Origin of the sequence: Fluviicoccus keumensis (assembly GCF_004217445.1) — a bacterium.
Taxonomy (GTDB): Bacteria; Pseudomonadota; Gammaproteobacteria; order Pseudomonadales; family Moraxellaceae; genus Fluviicoccus; species Fluviicoccus keumensis.
Genome location: NZ_SHKX01000010.1, coordinates 455384 through 470496 on the forward strand (window position 1 = coordinate 455384; position 15113 = coordinate 470496).

The 15113-nt window shown below is 64.0% G+C and carries 12 protein-coding genes; 7 read left to right on the forward strand and 5 right to left on the reverse strand.

Annotation, left to right across the window (positions count from 1 at the left end):
• The first annotated feature begins 189 nt into the window (after window positions 1–189).
• Window positions 190–1362, forward strand: coding sequence for an NHL repeat-containing protein (locus EV700_RS03120; protein ID WP_130410884.1), 1173 nt, complete (start codon window positions 190–192; stop codon window positions 1360–1362).
• 37 nt (window positions 1363–1399) lie between these two features.
• Here the strand turns inward: EV700_RS03120 and mnmH are convergent, their stop codons facing one another.
• Window positions 1400–2452: a tRNA 2-selenouridine(34) synthase MnmH gene (gene mnmH / locus EV700_RS03125; RefSeq protein WP_130410885.1), complete on the reverse strand. Its 1053-nt coding sequence runs from the start codon at window positions 2450–2452 to the stop codon at window positions 1400–1402.
• Between mnmH and selD the strand changes: the two genes are divergently transcribed.
• The 3 genes from selD to EV700_RS03140 are packed head-to-tail and all read left to right on the forward strand — an operon-like array spanning window position 2453 to window position 5504.
• The gene (gene selD, locus EV700_RS03130) at window positions 2453–3511 is read left to right on the forward strand and encodes a selenide, water dikinase SelD (protein ID WP_242610173.1); all 1059 of its coding nucleotides are present in this window, start codon (window positions 2453–2455) and stop codon (window positions 3509–3511) included.
• Window positions 3512–3534: 23 nt separating this feature from the next.
• Window positions 3535–4239 carry a glutathione S-transferase family protein gene (locus EV700_RS03135; protein WP_130410886.1) on the forward strand — a complete coding sequence of 235 codons (705 nt, stop codon included), beginning with the start codon at window positions 3535–3537 and terminating at the stop codon, window positions 4237–4239.
• A 14-nt stretch (window positions 4240–4253) separates the two neighbouring features.
• Window positions 4254–5504 carry a permease gene (locus EV700_RS03140; RefSeq protein ID WP_165391310.1) on the forward strand — a complete coding sequence of 417 codons (1251 nt, stop codon included), beginning with the start codon at window positions 4254–4256 and terminating at the stop codon, window positions 5502–5504.
• A 33-nt stretch (window positions 5505–5537) separates the two neighbouring features.
• On the opposite strand, the gene EV700_RS03145 is transcribed toward EV700_RS03140, so the two are convergent.
• On the reverse strand, window positions 5538–6107 hold the full coding sequence (locus tag EV700_RS03145) for a hypothetical protein (RefSeq protein WP_130410888.1): 570 nt from the start codon (window positions 6105–6107) through the stop codon (window positions 5538–5540).
• A 333-nt stretch (window positions 6108–6440) separates the two neighbouring features.
• Between EV700_RS03145 and EV700_RS03150 the strand changes: the two genes are divergently transcribed.
• Window positions 6441–6998, forward strand: coding sequence for a DUF1282 domain-containing protein (locus tag EV700_RS03150; protein ID WP_130410889.1), 558 nt, complete (start codon window positions 6441–6443; stop codon window positions 6996–6998).
• Window positions 6999–7062: 64 nt separating this feature from the next.
• Here the strand turns inward: EV700_RS03150 and EV700_RS03155 are convergent, their stop codons facing one another.
• From EV700_RS03155 to EV700_RS03165, 3 genes are all read right to left on the reverse strand, one after another.
• The gene (locus EV700_RS03155; RefSeq protein WP_207224558.1) at window positions 7063–7275 is read right to left on the reverse strand and encodes an amino acid transport protein; all 213 of its coding nucleotides are present in this window, start codon (window positions 7273–7275) and stop codon (window positions 7063–7065) included.
• Window positions 7268–7957 (reverse strand): adenine nucleotide alpha hydrolase, encoded by a 690-nt coding sequence (locus EV700_RS03160; RefSeq protein ID WP_130410891.1) that lies wholly within the window; start codon window positions 7955–7957, stop codon window positions 7268–7270. The genes EV700_RS03155 and EV700_RS03160 overlap by 8 nt, the downstream gene beginning before the upstream one ends.
• Window positions 7958–8056: 99 nt before the next feature.
• Window positions 8057–11173 carry a beta-galactosidase gene (locus tag EV700_RS03165; RefSeq protein WP_165391311.1) on the reverse strand — a complete coding sequence of 1039 codons (3117 nt, stop codon included), beginning with the start codon at window positions 11171–11173 and terminating at the stop codon, window positions 8057–8059.
• 316 nt (window positions 11174–11489) lie between these two features.
• Here EV700_RS03165 and EV700_RS03170 point away from each other — a divergent pair, with 316 nt between their 5' ends.
• Both EV700_RS03170 and EV700_RS03175 read left to right on the forward strand, forming a co-directional pair.
• The gene (locus tag EV700_RS03170; RefSeq protein ID WP_130410893.1) at window positions 11490–12287 is read left to right on the forward strand and encodes a hypothetical protein; all 798 of its coding nucleotides are present in this window, start codon (window positions 11490–11492) and stop codon (window positions 12285–12287) included.
• 98 nt (window positions 12288–12385) lie between these two features.
• On the forward strand, window positions 12386–15109 hold the full coding sequence (locus EV700_RS03175; RefSeq protein ID WP_130410894.1) for a PAS domain S-box protein: 2724 nt from the start codon (window positions 12386–12388) through the stop codon (window positions 15107–15109).
• The last annotated feature ends 4 nt before the right edge of the window (window positions 15110–15113 follow it).

Genomic DNA, 15113 nt, shown 5'->3' on the forward strand with positions numbered 1-15113 from the left:
TGCGAGCATTGCTCAGAGATATTCCTTTCAAATCCAATATCTTGGACATTGTCCGACAATGATGCAGGATGGCAGCCATTCCCAAGCACCTTGGCGGCATTTCGCAAAAACAGTTGTATAACTATCACCCGCGCTTCCCTACATTAGCCGCCAGCGATTTACCCCTTTACGCCACGCGGAGAATTATCCATGCGCCTGTCCACCCTGACCCGTCTTCCTGTCCTGACCGGTATCGCCGCCGTGCTGGCCGCCTGCACTGCCGCCCAGCTGACGCCGGTGTGGGAAAGCTGGGCCTCCGCCAACGATCAGGAAGACCGCTATGAAAGCGTGCACAGCGTGCTGGCCGACCCGGCGGGCGCGGTGATTTCAGTCGGGGTTTCCTCCTCACTGCAAACCTCGCAGGATCAACTGGTGGTGGTCAAGTACACGCTGACCGGTCAGGTGATCTGGAAGGCCGTGGCCGATCTGGGCGATTACGACAAACCCTATGCGGCCCGGCTGGGCACGGACGGCAGTATTTATGCCGTGACCGAAACCGCCGTGGTGAAGTTTGACCGCAACGGCTTCGAGCTGTGGCGCAAGACGCTGGAAGGCGGCATCGACGGCGGCGCGCTGCGCGATCTGGAACTGAACGGCAACCAGGTGCTGGTGGCCGGGCGCAAGCTGTATGTGCTGGACCTGAACGGCAACCCGGTGACCACCGTCACCCCCGCCGCGCCGCTATGGGATGTGGCGGTCACGGCCACCGGCCTCTACACCGCCGGTTACGGCCATGTGCAACGCTTCGACGCCAACCTGCAACCGGTATGGCACTGGGCGCACGCCGACGCCCAGAACCCGCCCGCCGAACTGGCGGTGGCCGCTGACGGCACTGTCTACGTCGCCACCTACAACGACGAACCGCAGGACAGTTCCTACCTGACGCGCATCAGCAGCAGCGGCGCGCAGGTGTGGACGAAGTTCTTCAACGACCCGGACAGCCAGTCCTTCCAACTGGGCGGCGTGCCGAAGGTGAAGCTGCTGGCCACCGGCAACCTGGTGCTGGGCCTGTCGCAACAGCCGACACGCATCCTCAACATCATCAATCCGGCCAACGGCAGCGCGCTGTACAGCACCACGCAGAAGTCGGGGATCATCAACGAGCTGGAAACGGATACTGCCGGCAATATCTATGTGGCGGGCAACAACACGCCGCAGAAGTTCGACAGCAAGGCGGCGCTGCTGGCCTCGGGAACAATGAACGCGGTGGACATCACCAGCGGCGGGCTGGCGCTGTACGGCAGCGCCATCTATGTCGGTGCCGGGGCGTTCGACAGCCAAGGCAAGATGAAGCTGTACCTGTCGAAGTACAACAACCAGTAAACACCGCCCGCCGTCTGATGCGCCCGGAAAAGGCCCGTCAGACGGCCAGCAATCCTCGCGCCGCTTCCGTCAACGCGTCGCCCGTCAGCCGCTCCAACGCCACCGTCATCCCTTCTCCCCGCCGCGCGAAATCGCGCTGCGCCGCCTTGCGGTAGGCCGGATCGTAATGATCCGCCAGCAGGCTGCTGACCAGTTCTTCCCACGCCCCGGCATCCACCTGCGCCCGCCAGCGCGCCACCTGTTCCTTGCCGTGCAGCTCCACCAGCCGGTCCAGCCGCTGCCCCAGCCAGGCCGGGGCCTTGAGGAAATAATCGTAGTCGCGCAGCAGGAATTCCACCCGCGCCGCGAAGGGCGCTTCCAGCCACACCGGCTCGGCGGCGCGCATCGCCGCGAACAACGCGGGCGGCAGGCGCAGACCGCCCACCGTCTTGCTTTCCGCCTCGACAAACACCGGCCGGAGCGGATCGAACGCCGCCAGTTGCACGGCCAGCGCGCTTTCAAACGCCTTCTGCGACGGCTGGCGCTCGCCGGGCAGCACGCCCAGCACCGAACCCTTGTGCCGCGCCAGCCCTTCCAGGTCAAGCACCTGGCCGCCTTGCGCCGCCAGAGCGTGCAGCAGCGCTGTCTTGCCGCTGCCGGTGGGGCCGCACAGCAGGCGGTAACGGAAGCGGCCCGGTTCGGTTTCCAGTCGTTGCAGCACCTCGCGCCGGTAGCCCTTGTAGCCGCCCTCCAGCTGTCGCGCCGCCCAGCCCACCTGCTGCAGCACCAGCGTCATCGCGCCGCTGCGCTGGCCGCCGCGCCAGCAATAGATCAGCGGCTTCCACGACTTGGGCCGGTCCTGGAATTGTTCTTCCAGATGCCGGGCGATGTTGCGCGCCACCAGCGCCCCGCCGGTCTTTCGCGCCTCGAACGGCGACACCTGTTTGTAGATCGTACCCACCCGCGCCCGCTCGGCATCGTCCAGCACCGGGCAATTGATGGCGCCGGGAATGTGGTCTTCGGCAAATTCGGCGGGCGAACGCACGTCGATCACCTCGTCAAAATCCGGGAGCTGTGCTAGCGTCGCGACAAAATTCGGGGGGAAACTCACGTGGATACTCAAGCTCTGGAAACCGTCAAACTGACGCGATTCTCGCACGGCGGCGGCTGCGGCTGCAAAATCGCGCCGAAGCTGCTGTCGGAACTGCTGGCGACCTCCGGCGTCAACGGCCTGTTCCCCAACCTGATGGTGGGTGTGGAGACCAGCGACGACGCCGCCGTCTACCGCCTCAACGACCAGCAGGCGCTGATCGCCACCACCGATTTCTTCATGCCCATTGTCGACGACGCCTTCGACTTCGGCCGCATCGCCGCCACCAACGCCATTTCCGATGTCTACGCCATGGGCGGCACGCCCATCCTGGCGCTGGCCATTGTCGGCATGCCCATCAACATGCTGCCGGTCGAAACCATGCAGCAGATCCTCGCCGGTGGGGCCTCGGTGTGCCAGGCGGCGGGCATTCCCATTGCCGGGGGGCATTCCATCGACTCGCCGGAACCCATCTACGGGCTGGTGGCGCTGGGACTGGCGCACCCGGACCGCATCAAGCGCAACCGCGACGCCCGCGACGGCGATGTGCTGATCCTGGGCAAGGCGCTGGGCGTGGGCATCCTCTCGGCGGCATTGAAGAAGGGCGAACTGTCCGACGCCGGATATGCGGAAATGATCGCCACCACCACGCAGCTCAATACCGTGGGTGCGACGCTGGCGACCATGCCCGGCGTGCATGCGCTGACCGATGTCACCGGCTTCGGTCTGCTGGGGCATACGCTGGAAATGTGTCGCGGCGCGAACCTGACCGCGACGCTGGAGGCGGACAGCCTGCCGGTGCTGGAACACGCCCTGCCCTTCGCACGCGCCGGTTACGGCCCGGGGGCCATTGAACGCAACTGGACCAGCTTCGGCGAATCCGTCAACGTCGCGGCAGAGGTGCCCGACTGGCAGGTGCGGTTGATGCTGGACCCGCAAACCAGCGGCGGCCTGCTGGTCGCCTGCGCGCCGGAAGCCGCAGCCGCCGTGCTGGCGGTGATGCAGGTGGAAGGTTTTACCGCCGCCAGCACCATTGGCCGCCTGAAAGCGGGCGCGCCGGTGATTGATATCGTCCCTTGAAACACTTGACCCAGGAACCCACCATGACCGCCATTCTTTACCAGTACGAACTTTCCCCCTTCTGCGACAAGGTGCGCCGCGCCCTCAACCTGAAGGGCATCGCCTACCGCACCGAGGACATCAGCGTGCTGGACACGCTGCGCGGCCGCTTGAAGCAGCTGTCTCCCGCCGCCAAGGTGCCGGTGCTGGTGATTGACGGCGAGACGCTGTCCGACTCCACCGACATCATCCACTGGCTGGAAGCGCGCTATCCCGAGCCCCGGCTGATTCCCGCCAATGCCAAGGAGCAGGCGCTGGTGCACTTCCTGGAAGACTGGGCCGACGAGTCGCTGTATTTCCACGAAATGCACCTGCGCTTCACCCTGCCGCACAACGCCCGGCGCTGGGTAGCGGAAGTCACGGCGCACGACAATCTGATCATCAAGAACATTGCCAGGGTGGCGGTGCCGCTCACCATGCGCAAGACCACCGAAGCGCAGGGCACCGGCCGCAAGCCGCTGGCGGCGCTGCTGCGCGACCTGGACCGTCACCTGCAAATGCTGGAACAGTGGCTGGACGGCCGCGATTGGCTGGTGGGCGACCGCCTGTCGCTGGCCGATCTGGCGGTGTACGCGCAGCTGTTCTGCATTGCCGGAGCGCTGGAAGGCCAGGACCTGCTGCAACGCCATGCCGGGGTGCAAGCATGGATGGCACGGGTGGACCGCACCTCGCAAGCGCGCGCGGACTGAACCGGACGACGACCATGATGACCGATACCCCTGTCGCCCTGTCCGGTCGCAGTCCGGCTCCCGCTGTCGGCGGCTCCCTGGCCGCCATTGCCCTGATCCTGCTGGCCATTGTCGACTTCCGGCGCGGTTTCCTGCTGGACAAGGCCGACTACGCCTATCTCTCGCCCTTCTGCTTCTTCAGCCCCTGGCAACTGTTGCTGCTGGGAGGCGGCGCGGTCCTGCTGGCGGTCATGCTGAAGGCCCTGCGCCAGACCGGCGACTCTGTCCGCTCGGGGGGGTGGCTGCTGGGCGGCATATTCGGCTTGCTGCTCGTGGACCTGCTGCTGTATCGCGGCGTGGCGGCTTCGCGGGCGCTGGAAAAAGGCAAGGTGGGGCTGGACTGGCTGAAGGCCTTCGGCGTGGAAGGCTGGCAGGAGCCGGTGGCGTTGACCTGCAGTTACCTGCTGACGGTGTGGCACGCCACCTTCCTCAGCTGCCTGATGGCGGGACTGGCGCTGGTCGTGATGCCGCGCTACCTGCAAACCCTGCAACGGCAGCAGGGCTGGCGCGCCTCGCTGGCCGGAGGCCTGATGGCGCTGACCCAACCCTTCTGCTCCTGCTGCGCCGCCATGCTGTCGCCGGCGGTGCTGGGCTCGGGTCGTTCCGTCCGCTTTGGCGTGGCGGTGCTGCTGGGCGCGCCGCTGCTGAACCTGAGCACCTTGTTCCTGGCCGCTCAGCTACTGCCCGGCCCCTACGCCGCACTGCGCATCGGTGCGGGCATCCTGCTGACACTGGGGCTGAGCTCCCTGCTGGCGCGGCTGGTCGGCGAGCAGCGCCAGGTATCCGACCGCAAGGCGCAAAGCCTGAGTATCGCCTTCAGCATGCCGTACAGCGATCGGCCCGCCGACCTGCTTAATGCATGGCTTCGCCTGAGCGGGCGGGTGGCGGTCATCCTGATCCCCAGCATGATCATCGGCACGCTGGTCGCTTCGCTGCTGTGGGGTTTCTGGCCGAAAGACCTTACAGACGGTCCGGCCGCGGTCTTGCTGGCCTCGGTACTGGGGACGCTGCTGATGGTATCCACCTGGAGCGAGATCCCGCTGGCGCTGCAAATGCTGGAGCAAGGGCTGCACGGTCCGGCGGCGGCGGTGCTGGTGGCGCTGCCCGCCGTCAACCTGGCCAGCCTGTGGCTGCTGGCGCGCTCCACCGGCCAATGGAAGCTGGCGCTGGGCCTGGGCGGCGCGGTGATGGTATCGGCGCTGGGGGCGGGATTGCTGTTCGGCTAAAGGTCATGTGTCGCTCATGACCGATTAGCGGTCCTAACGCCCCAAAGCCAGGTTAGACAGAGTCTGGACCACCGTGGCCTCGCCCTTGTTGTTGCAACTGGACTCTAGCATGAAGCACTCGCCGCCGCTGGCGCAGCCCACCCATTGCGCCATGGCGATCTCGGTCCCGCCACGACGCATCGTGGACTCATGGGCGGGCTTGCCGGCCTTGGCCACAATCGCAGCCACCTGTGAGGCCAGCTCGGTCGGGCACTTGCCGTCAGCCGCCACGATCATGCGCTCGTAGCGGATGCTTTCCAGCCGGTCTTTGCGGGTGAAGTTCGCGCCCACGTTCTCACTGCGCACGGTATTGCGGGTCTGGGGATTGCGTTCGGAATACGTGCCCGCACAGCTCTTGAACTGGCAGGCGCTATCATAGGCCGCCACGTTGTAGAAGGCCGTTCCGGGAGCGGAAGGCTTCAGCGCCTTTTCCGCCGGGAAGAGCGGCGCCAGCACCTTGGCCACTTCCGCCCGGCCCGCGCCGGGCGTCAGCCCGAGCACGTCCAGGGCCTGGGCGTTCTGGATGAGCAGCAGCAGGGGCAGGCAAAGCAATTTGCGGATCATGAGAAACTCCGGAAGTCAGGGGTAAATAGCCAAAACACATGCTAGATGACGGCCTGCACCGGAAAAAAGACCGTTTGTCTCCTGGAACGGAGGGCTATCGCCAGTGCCTGTCCTTTGAATGGACCTGGCCGTCACGGATCTCGATGGTCACCATCTTGTGACAGCGAGGACTGGACGGCGCATCCGCCGAGGTCAGGGATGTCAGTGTTGCATTTAGGACAGAAGACTTGCTTTTTCCACGATCATTTTCTATACCATATATATCACAACGTGATATATATGGTGGGTAACGCCGGGCCTGCCGGTCCGGGTTAACCCTCAGGGAGAACGATCATGAAACTGACTGTCCTTTCCAGCCTGCCGTTCGCGGCAACACCCGGCTGGAGCGAAATCGAACAGACCCGCCCCCGGCTGCTGCCGCTGTTTGCCGGGATCATCCTGCCGCTGTCGCTGTTGCCGCCGGTGATGCTGTACCTGAAAGGCGCAGCCTTCTTCGGCCTGTGGCTGCCGGACGCCGCCGCCAAGGACTGGGTGGTATTGGGGGCCGCTTTCTTCCTGACGGAAATGGTGACGCTGATCATCATGGGCTGGTTCATTCGCACGGCGGCGGAGATGGACGAACTGTCGATCACCGACCACGACGCCTATCTGCTCGCCTCGATCGCCCCGATTCCGTTGTGGCTGTCGTCGCTGGGACTGCTGGTGCCCAACCTGATGTTCAACGCGGCATTGTCAGTGACGGCGTTCGCGCTGTCGTGCGGGATTATCTATAACGGGATCGCCGGACTGTGCCACACGCGGGAACAGGTGGTGGCGGCCAGCGTGGTGCATGCGGTGATCAGCGCGGGACTGATGGCGTGGGTGATGTTGTTGCTGGTGATTGTGCTGTAACGACAGTGAATGGCCCGACTCCGGCTGCAAGCCAAAAGTCGGTAGGCGGACAATTGTCCCGACCCTAAAGCCGGATGAAATACGGCGCGGTCGTCAGCAGAGAGCCGATAATCACGAGCAGTGTCGTATTGGTCACCAGATATGGATAGACCATCAGCGCGATGCCCGACACCAGCGGCACGGTCGCGCCCTGCTTCTTGCCATACAGGAAGTAGGCCAGCCCGATGGAGCCGAAAAACAGGCCCCACAGCAGGGATGCCGTGTCGAGATCAGTCATGGCGGTCATCGCTCTTGGGTAAGGGTCGCAAATCCGTAAACACAAATCCGTCGCGCTCCACGGTCTCCCCCACCGTCAGCGGCACCGGCTGATGAAACATGGGGCCGTTATGGGCGAAGGTGTGGAATTCGCCGTTTTCGCCGCAGGGATCGACGCCCGACGGCAGGTCGCGCAGGAATTCCGCATCGAAGGCCCGGCCCGCGAAGACCGTGGGCAATTGCCGGGGATCGAGGCAGGTCACGCGAGCTTGCAGGCCGCCGGTCACCATCGTTTGCGCCAGTTCGGCGGTGGGAATGCCCCATAAGGGAAACACGGCTTCAATGCCGGTTCCGGCCAGCCGCTCCTCACGGTAACGGCGGATGTCTTCCAGGAACAGGTCGCCGAAAGCGAAGCACTCCACCCCGTCCCGCCGCGCCTGATCCACAAAAGCGGACATGACGGCGGCGTAGTCGTCGTTGCTGCACGGCCAGGGAATTTCCAGCACCTGCACCGGCAGGCCGACGGCCTCGGCCTGTTGCAGCAGCAGTTCGCGGCGCACGCCGTGCATGGCCACGCGGTCGAAGGCGGCGTTGACGGTGCAGAACAGGCCGGTGACATCCACATCGGGGTTCTGGCGCAGGAGGTGCAGCGCCCAGGCGCTGTCCTTGCCGCTGCTCCAGGAGAGGAGGGTTTTACGGGGCATGGGGGGAATCCGGTCAAAGGGGCTGGTGCGATTGTAGTGCAGCCTGAAAAGAAAAGGGGCGACCTCCCGGCCGCCCCTTCCCTTCACCTGACTCCCCGCTTACTCCAGGAAGTCCAGCGTCAACTGCATCTTCCCGCGCGGCTGCGGCAACAGCACCGTCTGCCCGTTCAGCTGGCCGCGGATTTCCGGGCTGTAGGCCAGCGCCACTTCGCTCACCTTGCCCGCCGCATCGCTGCCGCCGGACACATCCTCGAAAGCCACCGCGATCGTGTTCGGCGTGCCCGCCGGATTCAGCCCGGCGCGGCTGATCGGGAAATAATCCGGATCGGTGTTCATCCACATGTCGCGGATGGCGCGGCCCCAGAAACCGCGACCGATCCAGCCGTCACCGCTCATCCAGCGGCCCACCAGCTGGCCGTTCAGCCACACCGTCGCCTTCACCCGCTCGCCATTGAAGCGCAGCGACAGCGGCGCGTACTGGTTCAGCGCGCTGGGAAGCTGCGAGGCGTCGAACTTGGTGCGGTACCAGCGCACTTCACCCTTGGCCAGCGTCATCGGCAGGCTGTAGCTGGCCCAGCCGCTGTCGTTGTAACCGGCGTTCATCAGACCCGTGCGCTCGCCGCCCAGATCAGCCCGCACCGACCAGTTGGTCAGGTCGTTGCCGCCAATGCGTGCGGTGCCGAACAGGCCCTTGACGCTGTCAAAACCCAGGCCCGGCATCTTCATGTTGGTGGCGGCCAGCGTGCCGCGCGGGAACATGAAGCTGCCATGACCCCAGATCTCGGTGCGGAAGGCGATCACGTTCTTGCCCGCCTTCAGGTAGGGCTTCAGCGACGGGAACTGGTAGTTGCCGTTCCACGAATCGGAATCCAGCTCGGTGCCCAGCGGCAACTGCGTGCTGAGGTAGGTGCCGTTGACGTAGATGCCGACGATGTCCGAGGCATGTTCGACATACAGCGAGGCGTCTTCATACCAGTAAGGCGCGTGGTCGAAGTTGATCTCGGCGCGGTACCAGGCATGGCCGGTGTAAATGCCCTTGCTTTCCAGCGACTGCGGCTGGCCGGTCCACTGCGTCCAGGCGCTGTTGTCATAGGACGGGTTGGCTTCGCCCATGTCGCTGGCGGCCTTGCCGCTCATCAGGCTGGGCAGCGGCGTCAGCGCGGGAATGGAAGTCGGCTTGCTGTAGGTGGCGCTCTGGGTCGCGGCGTCCCAGGCGAATTGCAGCGGCAGACCGGCAATCTGCATCCGGCGCGGCGACATCACGAACAGCGGGCGCGCGGTGGCGTCATATTCCGCGCCGCTGCTGAAGCTGTAGCTGCTGACGGTGGCGGCTTCGTTCAGGTAGTCCGGACCGGCCACGACCAGATCCTGGCCGTTGGCTTTCGGAAACCAGAAACGTCCGGCTTCGTCATCCGTGGTGACGACGACACGCACTTTACGACCGCCGGCGGCTTGCACCACCAGTTCCAGATGCGGAATGTGGGTGTAGGTCACGGCCAGCTTGCCGTTGGCGAATTCGGCGATGTTGACGCCGCTGTCGCGGGCCAGGATTTGCGCGCCCGCGCCCAGGCCGTCCAGCACCAGTTCGCCTTGGGCATTGGCCGCCCCGTGCACGATCAGCAGCGCATCACCATTGTAGTCGCGCAGGGTCAGCAATTCGCTGGTGGTCCAGGCCAGTTTCCCGGCGTTGGCGATGGGCAGGTCCTGCACCAGGATCAGGGCATTGTCATTGTTGCTGGCGCCGAACTGGCTGGGCGGCGCATCGGGATTCACCGGCACGGTCATCGGCACGTATTTGGGGAAGCTCTGCCCGTTCAGGGTAATACCGTTCAGGCCGACGGTCTGGGCGCTGCCCGACTGGTTGACCACGCTGAGGAAGCGCACGCCCTGCGCGCCTTGCAGCCAGTAATTGACCTTGACGTTGTTTTCCACCGAACCAAGGCTGGCGTTGGCGATGCTGTATCCGGCGCTGGTGGCCGTTCCGGCCGGGGCGAAATACGGCTCAACGCTGTCAAAGAACAGGTTGTCGCGGCGGAAGCCGTGGAACGACGGCCGCAGGATGCCGGACGGCGAGATCGGGCCGTAGTAGTCCACCACGCCGTGGAAGTAGGCGATCTGCGGCGACACGAAGCCGTTCATGATGTTGTTGATGCTGCTGAAATCGAAGGCGTTGTTGACGCTGCGGGTATTCAGCACGATGGCGTTGCGATAGCCGGGCGTCATCATGCCCACGGCGTTGAAGGCGAAGGCTGCGTCCAGGCCGCCCATCAGCAGGCGCTTGATCTTCACCGGGTCGCGGTCGGTCTCGGTAGTGCCGCTGGGCATGTTCACATAGGCGCCGCCGTGGTTGGCGGGGTTGTGCATGTCATTCAGCAGATCGATGGCGGTGCGTTCCGGCAGGTCGCCGCCCAGGCCGTTGTAGATGTTCGGCACGGGAATGACGCCGGTGGTGTCGCCGGTGGCCGAGGCCTTGCCGTCGCCCGGGCAGGTAGTCAACGGAATGGTGATGCCGTCGTTGCGGACGATGTCGCGCAGCGCGCTGAAATAGGCGTTGGGGTTATAGGTCTGCCACAGGCCGCGCTCGGGGCCGCCTTCATAGCCGAACAGCTTGTCGGCCTCGTGGAAGGGCTGGAACCAGTTGTACTCGTTTTCCAGCGCGTAGAGGATGACCGGGCCGCCGCGGTCGGCGAAGTAATCGCGGATTTCGGCATGCAGGCGGCGCAGGTAGCGACCGGCGTAATTCAGGTAGTCCGGGTCGGCGGTGCGGATGTTCGGTTTGCCGTCGGCGGCAATGTCCTTCTTGGTGGACATGGCCGTCAGCCAGCCGGGAATGCCGCCGCCGTCCATCTCGTTGGTGATGTAGGGACCGGGACGCAGGTAGACATAGAGGCCCATGTCCTTGCACAGCTGCACGAAGGCGCGCAGGTTGCCGAAGTTGAACTGGTTGTTGCGCGGCTCCACGGCGTTCCAGGCCACGTACAGGTCAACGGTGTTGAAACCGGCGGCCTTGAAGCGTTGCAGGCGGTCGCGCCATTCGCTCTGCGGAATGCGGAACCATTGTACGGTGCCGCCGCGCAGCAGTTTGTACTGCCCGTCGATCAGGTAGCCCTTGGCGTCCACGCTCACGTTGTACGGCAGCCCGTCCGAGAGCGCCGCCTGTGCCATTCCGGAGGCGGAAGCCAGCGCAATGCCGGCGGCCAGCAGATGTTGTTTCATTGTCATGTCACCCAAAGCAGAACAGAGGAAAATGCCTCTTGAAGAATCCGGCCCCTATCCAACCGGATTGTCGGACAATATAGCAGGGCATTTTTTAAACGATTGATAAATTCTGACAACATCACTGGGAATTCCGGCCATCCCCGACGAACGTGGCGCACATAGATAAAACAATAAAAATCATACACTTGTGCATACACACGCACAGATTTCCCGTCAGACCGGCAAATATCAAAGCGACATGCTTGTGGGGCGATGGCGAATTGGGGTGAAATCCAGCTTCGGCCAAGCAGCGCCGTCAACAGGGATAACAGCGTTGAACAATATTCTGATCGGCGTGATCAGCGGCATTGCGGCCGCTGTTCTGGCCAGGGCCGTGGTTCGGGACAGGCAGAACCATCGCCGGCTGTATCAAATGATTTTCGTGCTGACGCTGGCCATCTGTTTCAGCGCCATCAAACTGGCCGCTCCCCACCGTCAAACCGACAGCGAACTGTCGGAACAGATGGATCGTGCCTTTGCCAATAACCCAGTCTACGTCGCCATCAAGCAGTACGAACCCGCCCTCTATGCAGAGATCAAAAACGAATTCAAAACCGGCTTGCAGTCCGGGCAAAAGCCGGAGGACATGATCGAGCCGATCGTGGCCCGGCTCCTGCCGGTATTCAGCAAATATGTGCCGAATGCTTCCAACGAGGCCGTTGTACGCTTCATGCACGCCATGGTGAGCAGCCTGCAGCAGTTGCGCGCCCCCTCCGGCGAGCTCTGCTATGACTATATGTTTCCATCGCCGGGAACCGTTCGCATGCCGCACCGGCAGCTGGATCCGGCCACCCAGAAAGAGGTCATGGAGTCGATCGCGCAGGTGATCCGCTCGGCGGCGGTCGCGCCCCGCACCCCGCCGCAAGCGCGGGATGTGACCCCTTACCTGGAGCCCATCATGGCCGATCTGCGGGAAAAATACGGCCCGCCGGTGATGCAGATGCAGAATCCCCGTGCGCCGGACGTCGACAAGCACCTGATCTGCAATGTCACCATCGACCTTTACACCCGGATCCTGGAACTGCCCGAGGACGAGAGCGGCAGTCTCATCCGCTATCTGGCCGCGCCTTAGCAACCGGCGTCAAGGCCGTTATTTTCCGTGAGCGGGCGCATGGTAAAAACGGCCCGCCCCCCCTACAATCGAATCGATTCCCTCCTCGGAAACTGATCATGCTGGCTCCAGACCTGCCCCTCAATGAAGACCAACGACTGCAGGCCCTGCGTGATCTTCATATCCTGGATACCGCGCCCGAAGAGCGTTTCGACCGGTTGGTGCGCACCGCCCGCGCCCTGTTCAAGACGCCGATCGTGCTGATCAGCCTGATCGACGCCAACCGGCAGTGGTTCAAGTCCTGCATCGGACTGGAGGTGGACTCCACGCCGCGCGATATTTCCTTCTGCGGCCACGCCATCCTGCACGATGACATCCTGCATATCCCGGACGCCCTGGCGGACAACCGCTTCGCAGATAATCCGCTGGTGACCGGCGCGCCGCATATCCGGTTCTATGCCGGAGCGCCGCTGCGTACGGGCGGCCACCGCATCGGCACGCTGTGCCTGATCGACCGCAACCCCCGCCGGCTGAGCGACGAGGAGCGCGGGCAATTGCGCGACATCGCAGACGCCATCGAACACCAGTTCACCCTGCAGGACGCCTTCGAGGCCGCCCGCCAGATCAACCGCCACCAGCTTCGTCTGGATGCGGTATTCCGCACCGTTCCGGACGGCTTGCTCATCATCGACGACCAGGGCGTCATCAGCAGCGCCAATCCGGCGGCGGGCCAGCTTTTCGGCTGTCCGCCGGAACAGTTGCGGCAGCAGGCGGCGCTGCACCTGTTTACTCCGCCTTCCCAACCGGAATTCTCGACCCAGATCGAAAGGCTTGGCACGGACGGCTGCCCGGGCCGCATCAGCTTTGAAATCCGGGGATTGCGCGGGAATGGCGAAAGCTTTCCGCTGGAATTGACCGTTTCACGCATGCCCATTGACGATACGTCGATGCTGACCGTCATCGCGCGCGACATCACCACCCGCAAGTCCGCCGAAGAAAAACTGCATGAATTGCGCCGGCGGCAGGAAGCCATCCTTGACAGCGCCGCCGCCGCCATCGTTTCCACCGATGCCAACGGCATCATCCAGACGTTCAGCAAGGGCGCCGAACAGATGTTCGGCTATGCGGCCGATGAAGTGATCGGCATCCATACCACCGCCATCCTGCATGATCCCGGCGAGACACTGGAACGCACGTCGGAACTGTCGCGGGAACTGAACACCGAAGTGCCGCCCGGCTTCCGCACCTACACCCAGAAAGTCCGTCTGGGCGATGCGCCGACACAGACGGAATGGCTGTACATGCGCAAGGACGGAACCCGCTTTTACGGCGAAGTCACCATCAGCGCCATTCCCCAGGAGCACGGCGGCTTGGGCGGCTTTATCGGCATCGTCAACGACATTACCGAACGCAAGCAACTGGAAAAGATGAAGGACGAATTTGTCTCCACCGTCAGCCATGAATTGCGCACGCCCCTGACCTCCATCCGCGGAGCGCTGGGCCTGGTGCTGGGCAAGGCCGCCGACAGCCTGACGCCCAAGGCGCGGCAATTGCTGGAAACCGCCAGCCGCAACGCCGAGCGGCTGACCTTGCTGATCAACGACATTCTCGATCTGGAGAAAATCGCCTCCGGACGCATGGAATTCGCCATGCGTCCCATCGACATCGTCGCACTGACCCGCCAGGCGCTGCAGGCGCACGAAGGATACGCCGCCCAGCACCGGGTGCGGCTGCAGCTGGGCGTCTGCCCGCCGTCCCTGACCGTGTCAGCCGACGAGAACCGGCTGATGCAGGTCTACGCCAACCTGCTGTCCAACGCCATCAAATATTCCCCGGCCGACGGCGCGGTCAACATCGCCGTGACCGAACACGAGGGGCGTGTCCGCGTCAGTATCCGCGACCACGGCCGGGGCATTCCCGCCGCTTTCCGGCAGACGGCTTTCCAGCGCTTCGCCCAGGCTGACAGTTCGGACACCCGGGAAAAAGGCGGAACCGGCCTGGGCCTCAGCATCGTCAAGGCCATTATCGACCGGCACGCCGGCCATGTGGATTACGAGTCCGCCCCGGGCGAAGGCACCCTCTTCTATTTCGAGTTGCCGCTGCCTCCGGCTTCGGGCGGCGTCATGTTCGGCGTACGCAGCCGCGTGCTGATTTGCGAGGACAACCCCGATGTTGCGGGCATCCTCGCCGCCATCCTGGCCGAGGAAGGCATTCCCTCGGATGTGGTCGGCACCGCCACGGATGCTGCGGCGCGGGTGGCCGCATCGCCCTATTCCGCCTTGCTGCTGGATCTGACCCTGCCTGATCGCGACGGCCTTTTGCTGCTGGCGGAACTGCGCGCCGACCCGGCCACGCGGGAACTGCCGGTGATTATCGTCACCGGGCGCGCCGATGAGGATCAGGGCTGGCGCGGCGAAGGCATGTATGTGCTGGACTGGCTGCAAAAGCCGGTCGACCGCGAGCGGCTGGCTGCGGCGCTGCACCGCGTGATTCCGCCGGACAGCCGGGCCCGCATCCTGCATGTGGAAGACGAGCCCGACATCCTGCAAATCACGCGGATGCTGGTTGAAGACCTGGCCGACTATGATCACGCCTCCCGGCTGAGCGAAGCCCGGGGAAAACTGCGGGAAAACCGCTATGATCTGGTGTTGCTGGACATCACCCTGCCCGATGGCAACGGATTGGACCTGCTGGACCAGATTCCGCCCGGCAGCCGCATCCTGGTCTTTTCCGGGCAGGAACCGACCGGCCAAATGTCGCAGCAAGTGGCGGCCGCGCTGACCAAATCCAGAACAAGTAACGAGTTTCTGCGGGATACCATTAAAAACCTGTTGCAGAAGTGAGGCA

Bases quoted from the DNA above. Each gene is read 5' to 3' on its own strand.
- EV700_RS03120 (WP_130410884.1), top strand. From the start codon at position 190: ATGCGCCTGTCCACCCTGACCCGTCTTCCTGTCCTGACCGGTATCGCC.
- EV700_RS03135 (WP_130410886.1), top strand. From the start codon at position 3,535: ATGACCGCCATTCTTTACCAGTACGAACTTTCCCCCTTCTGCGACAAG.
- EV700_RS03140 (WP_165391310.1), top strand. From the start codon at position 4,254: ATGATGACCGATACCCCTGTCGCCCTGTCCGGTCGCAGTCCGGCTCCC.
- EV700_RS03145 (WP_130410888.1), bottom strand. From the start codon at position 6,107: ATGATCCGCAAATTGCTTTGCCTGCCCCTGCTGCTGCTCATCCAGAAC.
- EV700_RS03150 (WP_130410889.1), top strand. From the start codon at position 6,441: ATGAAACTGACTGTCCTTTCCAGCCTGCCGTTCGCGGCAACACCCGGC.
- EV700_RS03155 (WP_207224558.1), bottom strand. From the start codon at position 7,275: ATGACTGATCTCGACACGGCATCCCTGCTGTGGGGCCTGTTTTTCGGC.
- EV700_RS03160 (WP_130410891.1), bottom strand. From the start codon at position 7,957: ATGCCCCGTAAAACCCTCCTCTCCTGGAGCAGCGGCAAGGACAGCGCC.
- EV700_RS03165 (WP_165391311.1), bottom strand. From the start codon at position 11,173: ATGAAACAACATCTGCTGGCCGCCGGCATTGCGCTGGCTTCCGCCTCC.
- EV700_RS03175 (WP_130410894.1), top strand. From the start codon at position 12,386: ATGCTGGCTCCAGACCTGCCCCTCAATGAAGACCAACGACTGCAGGCC.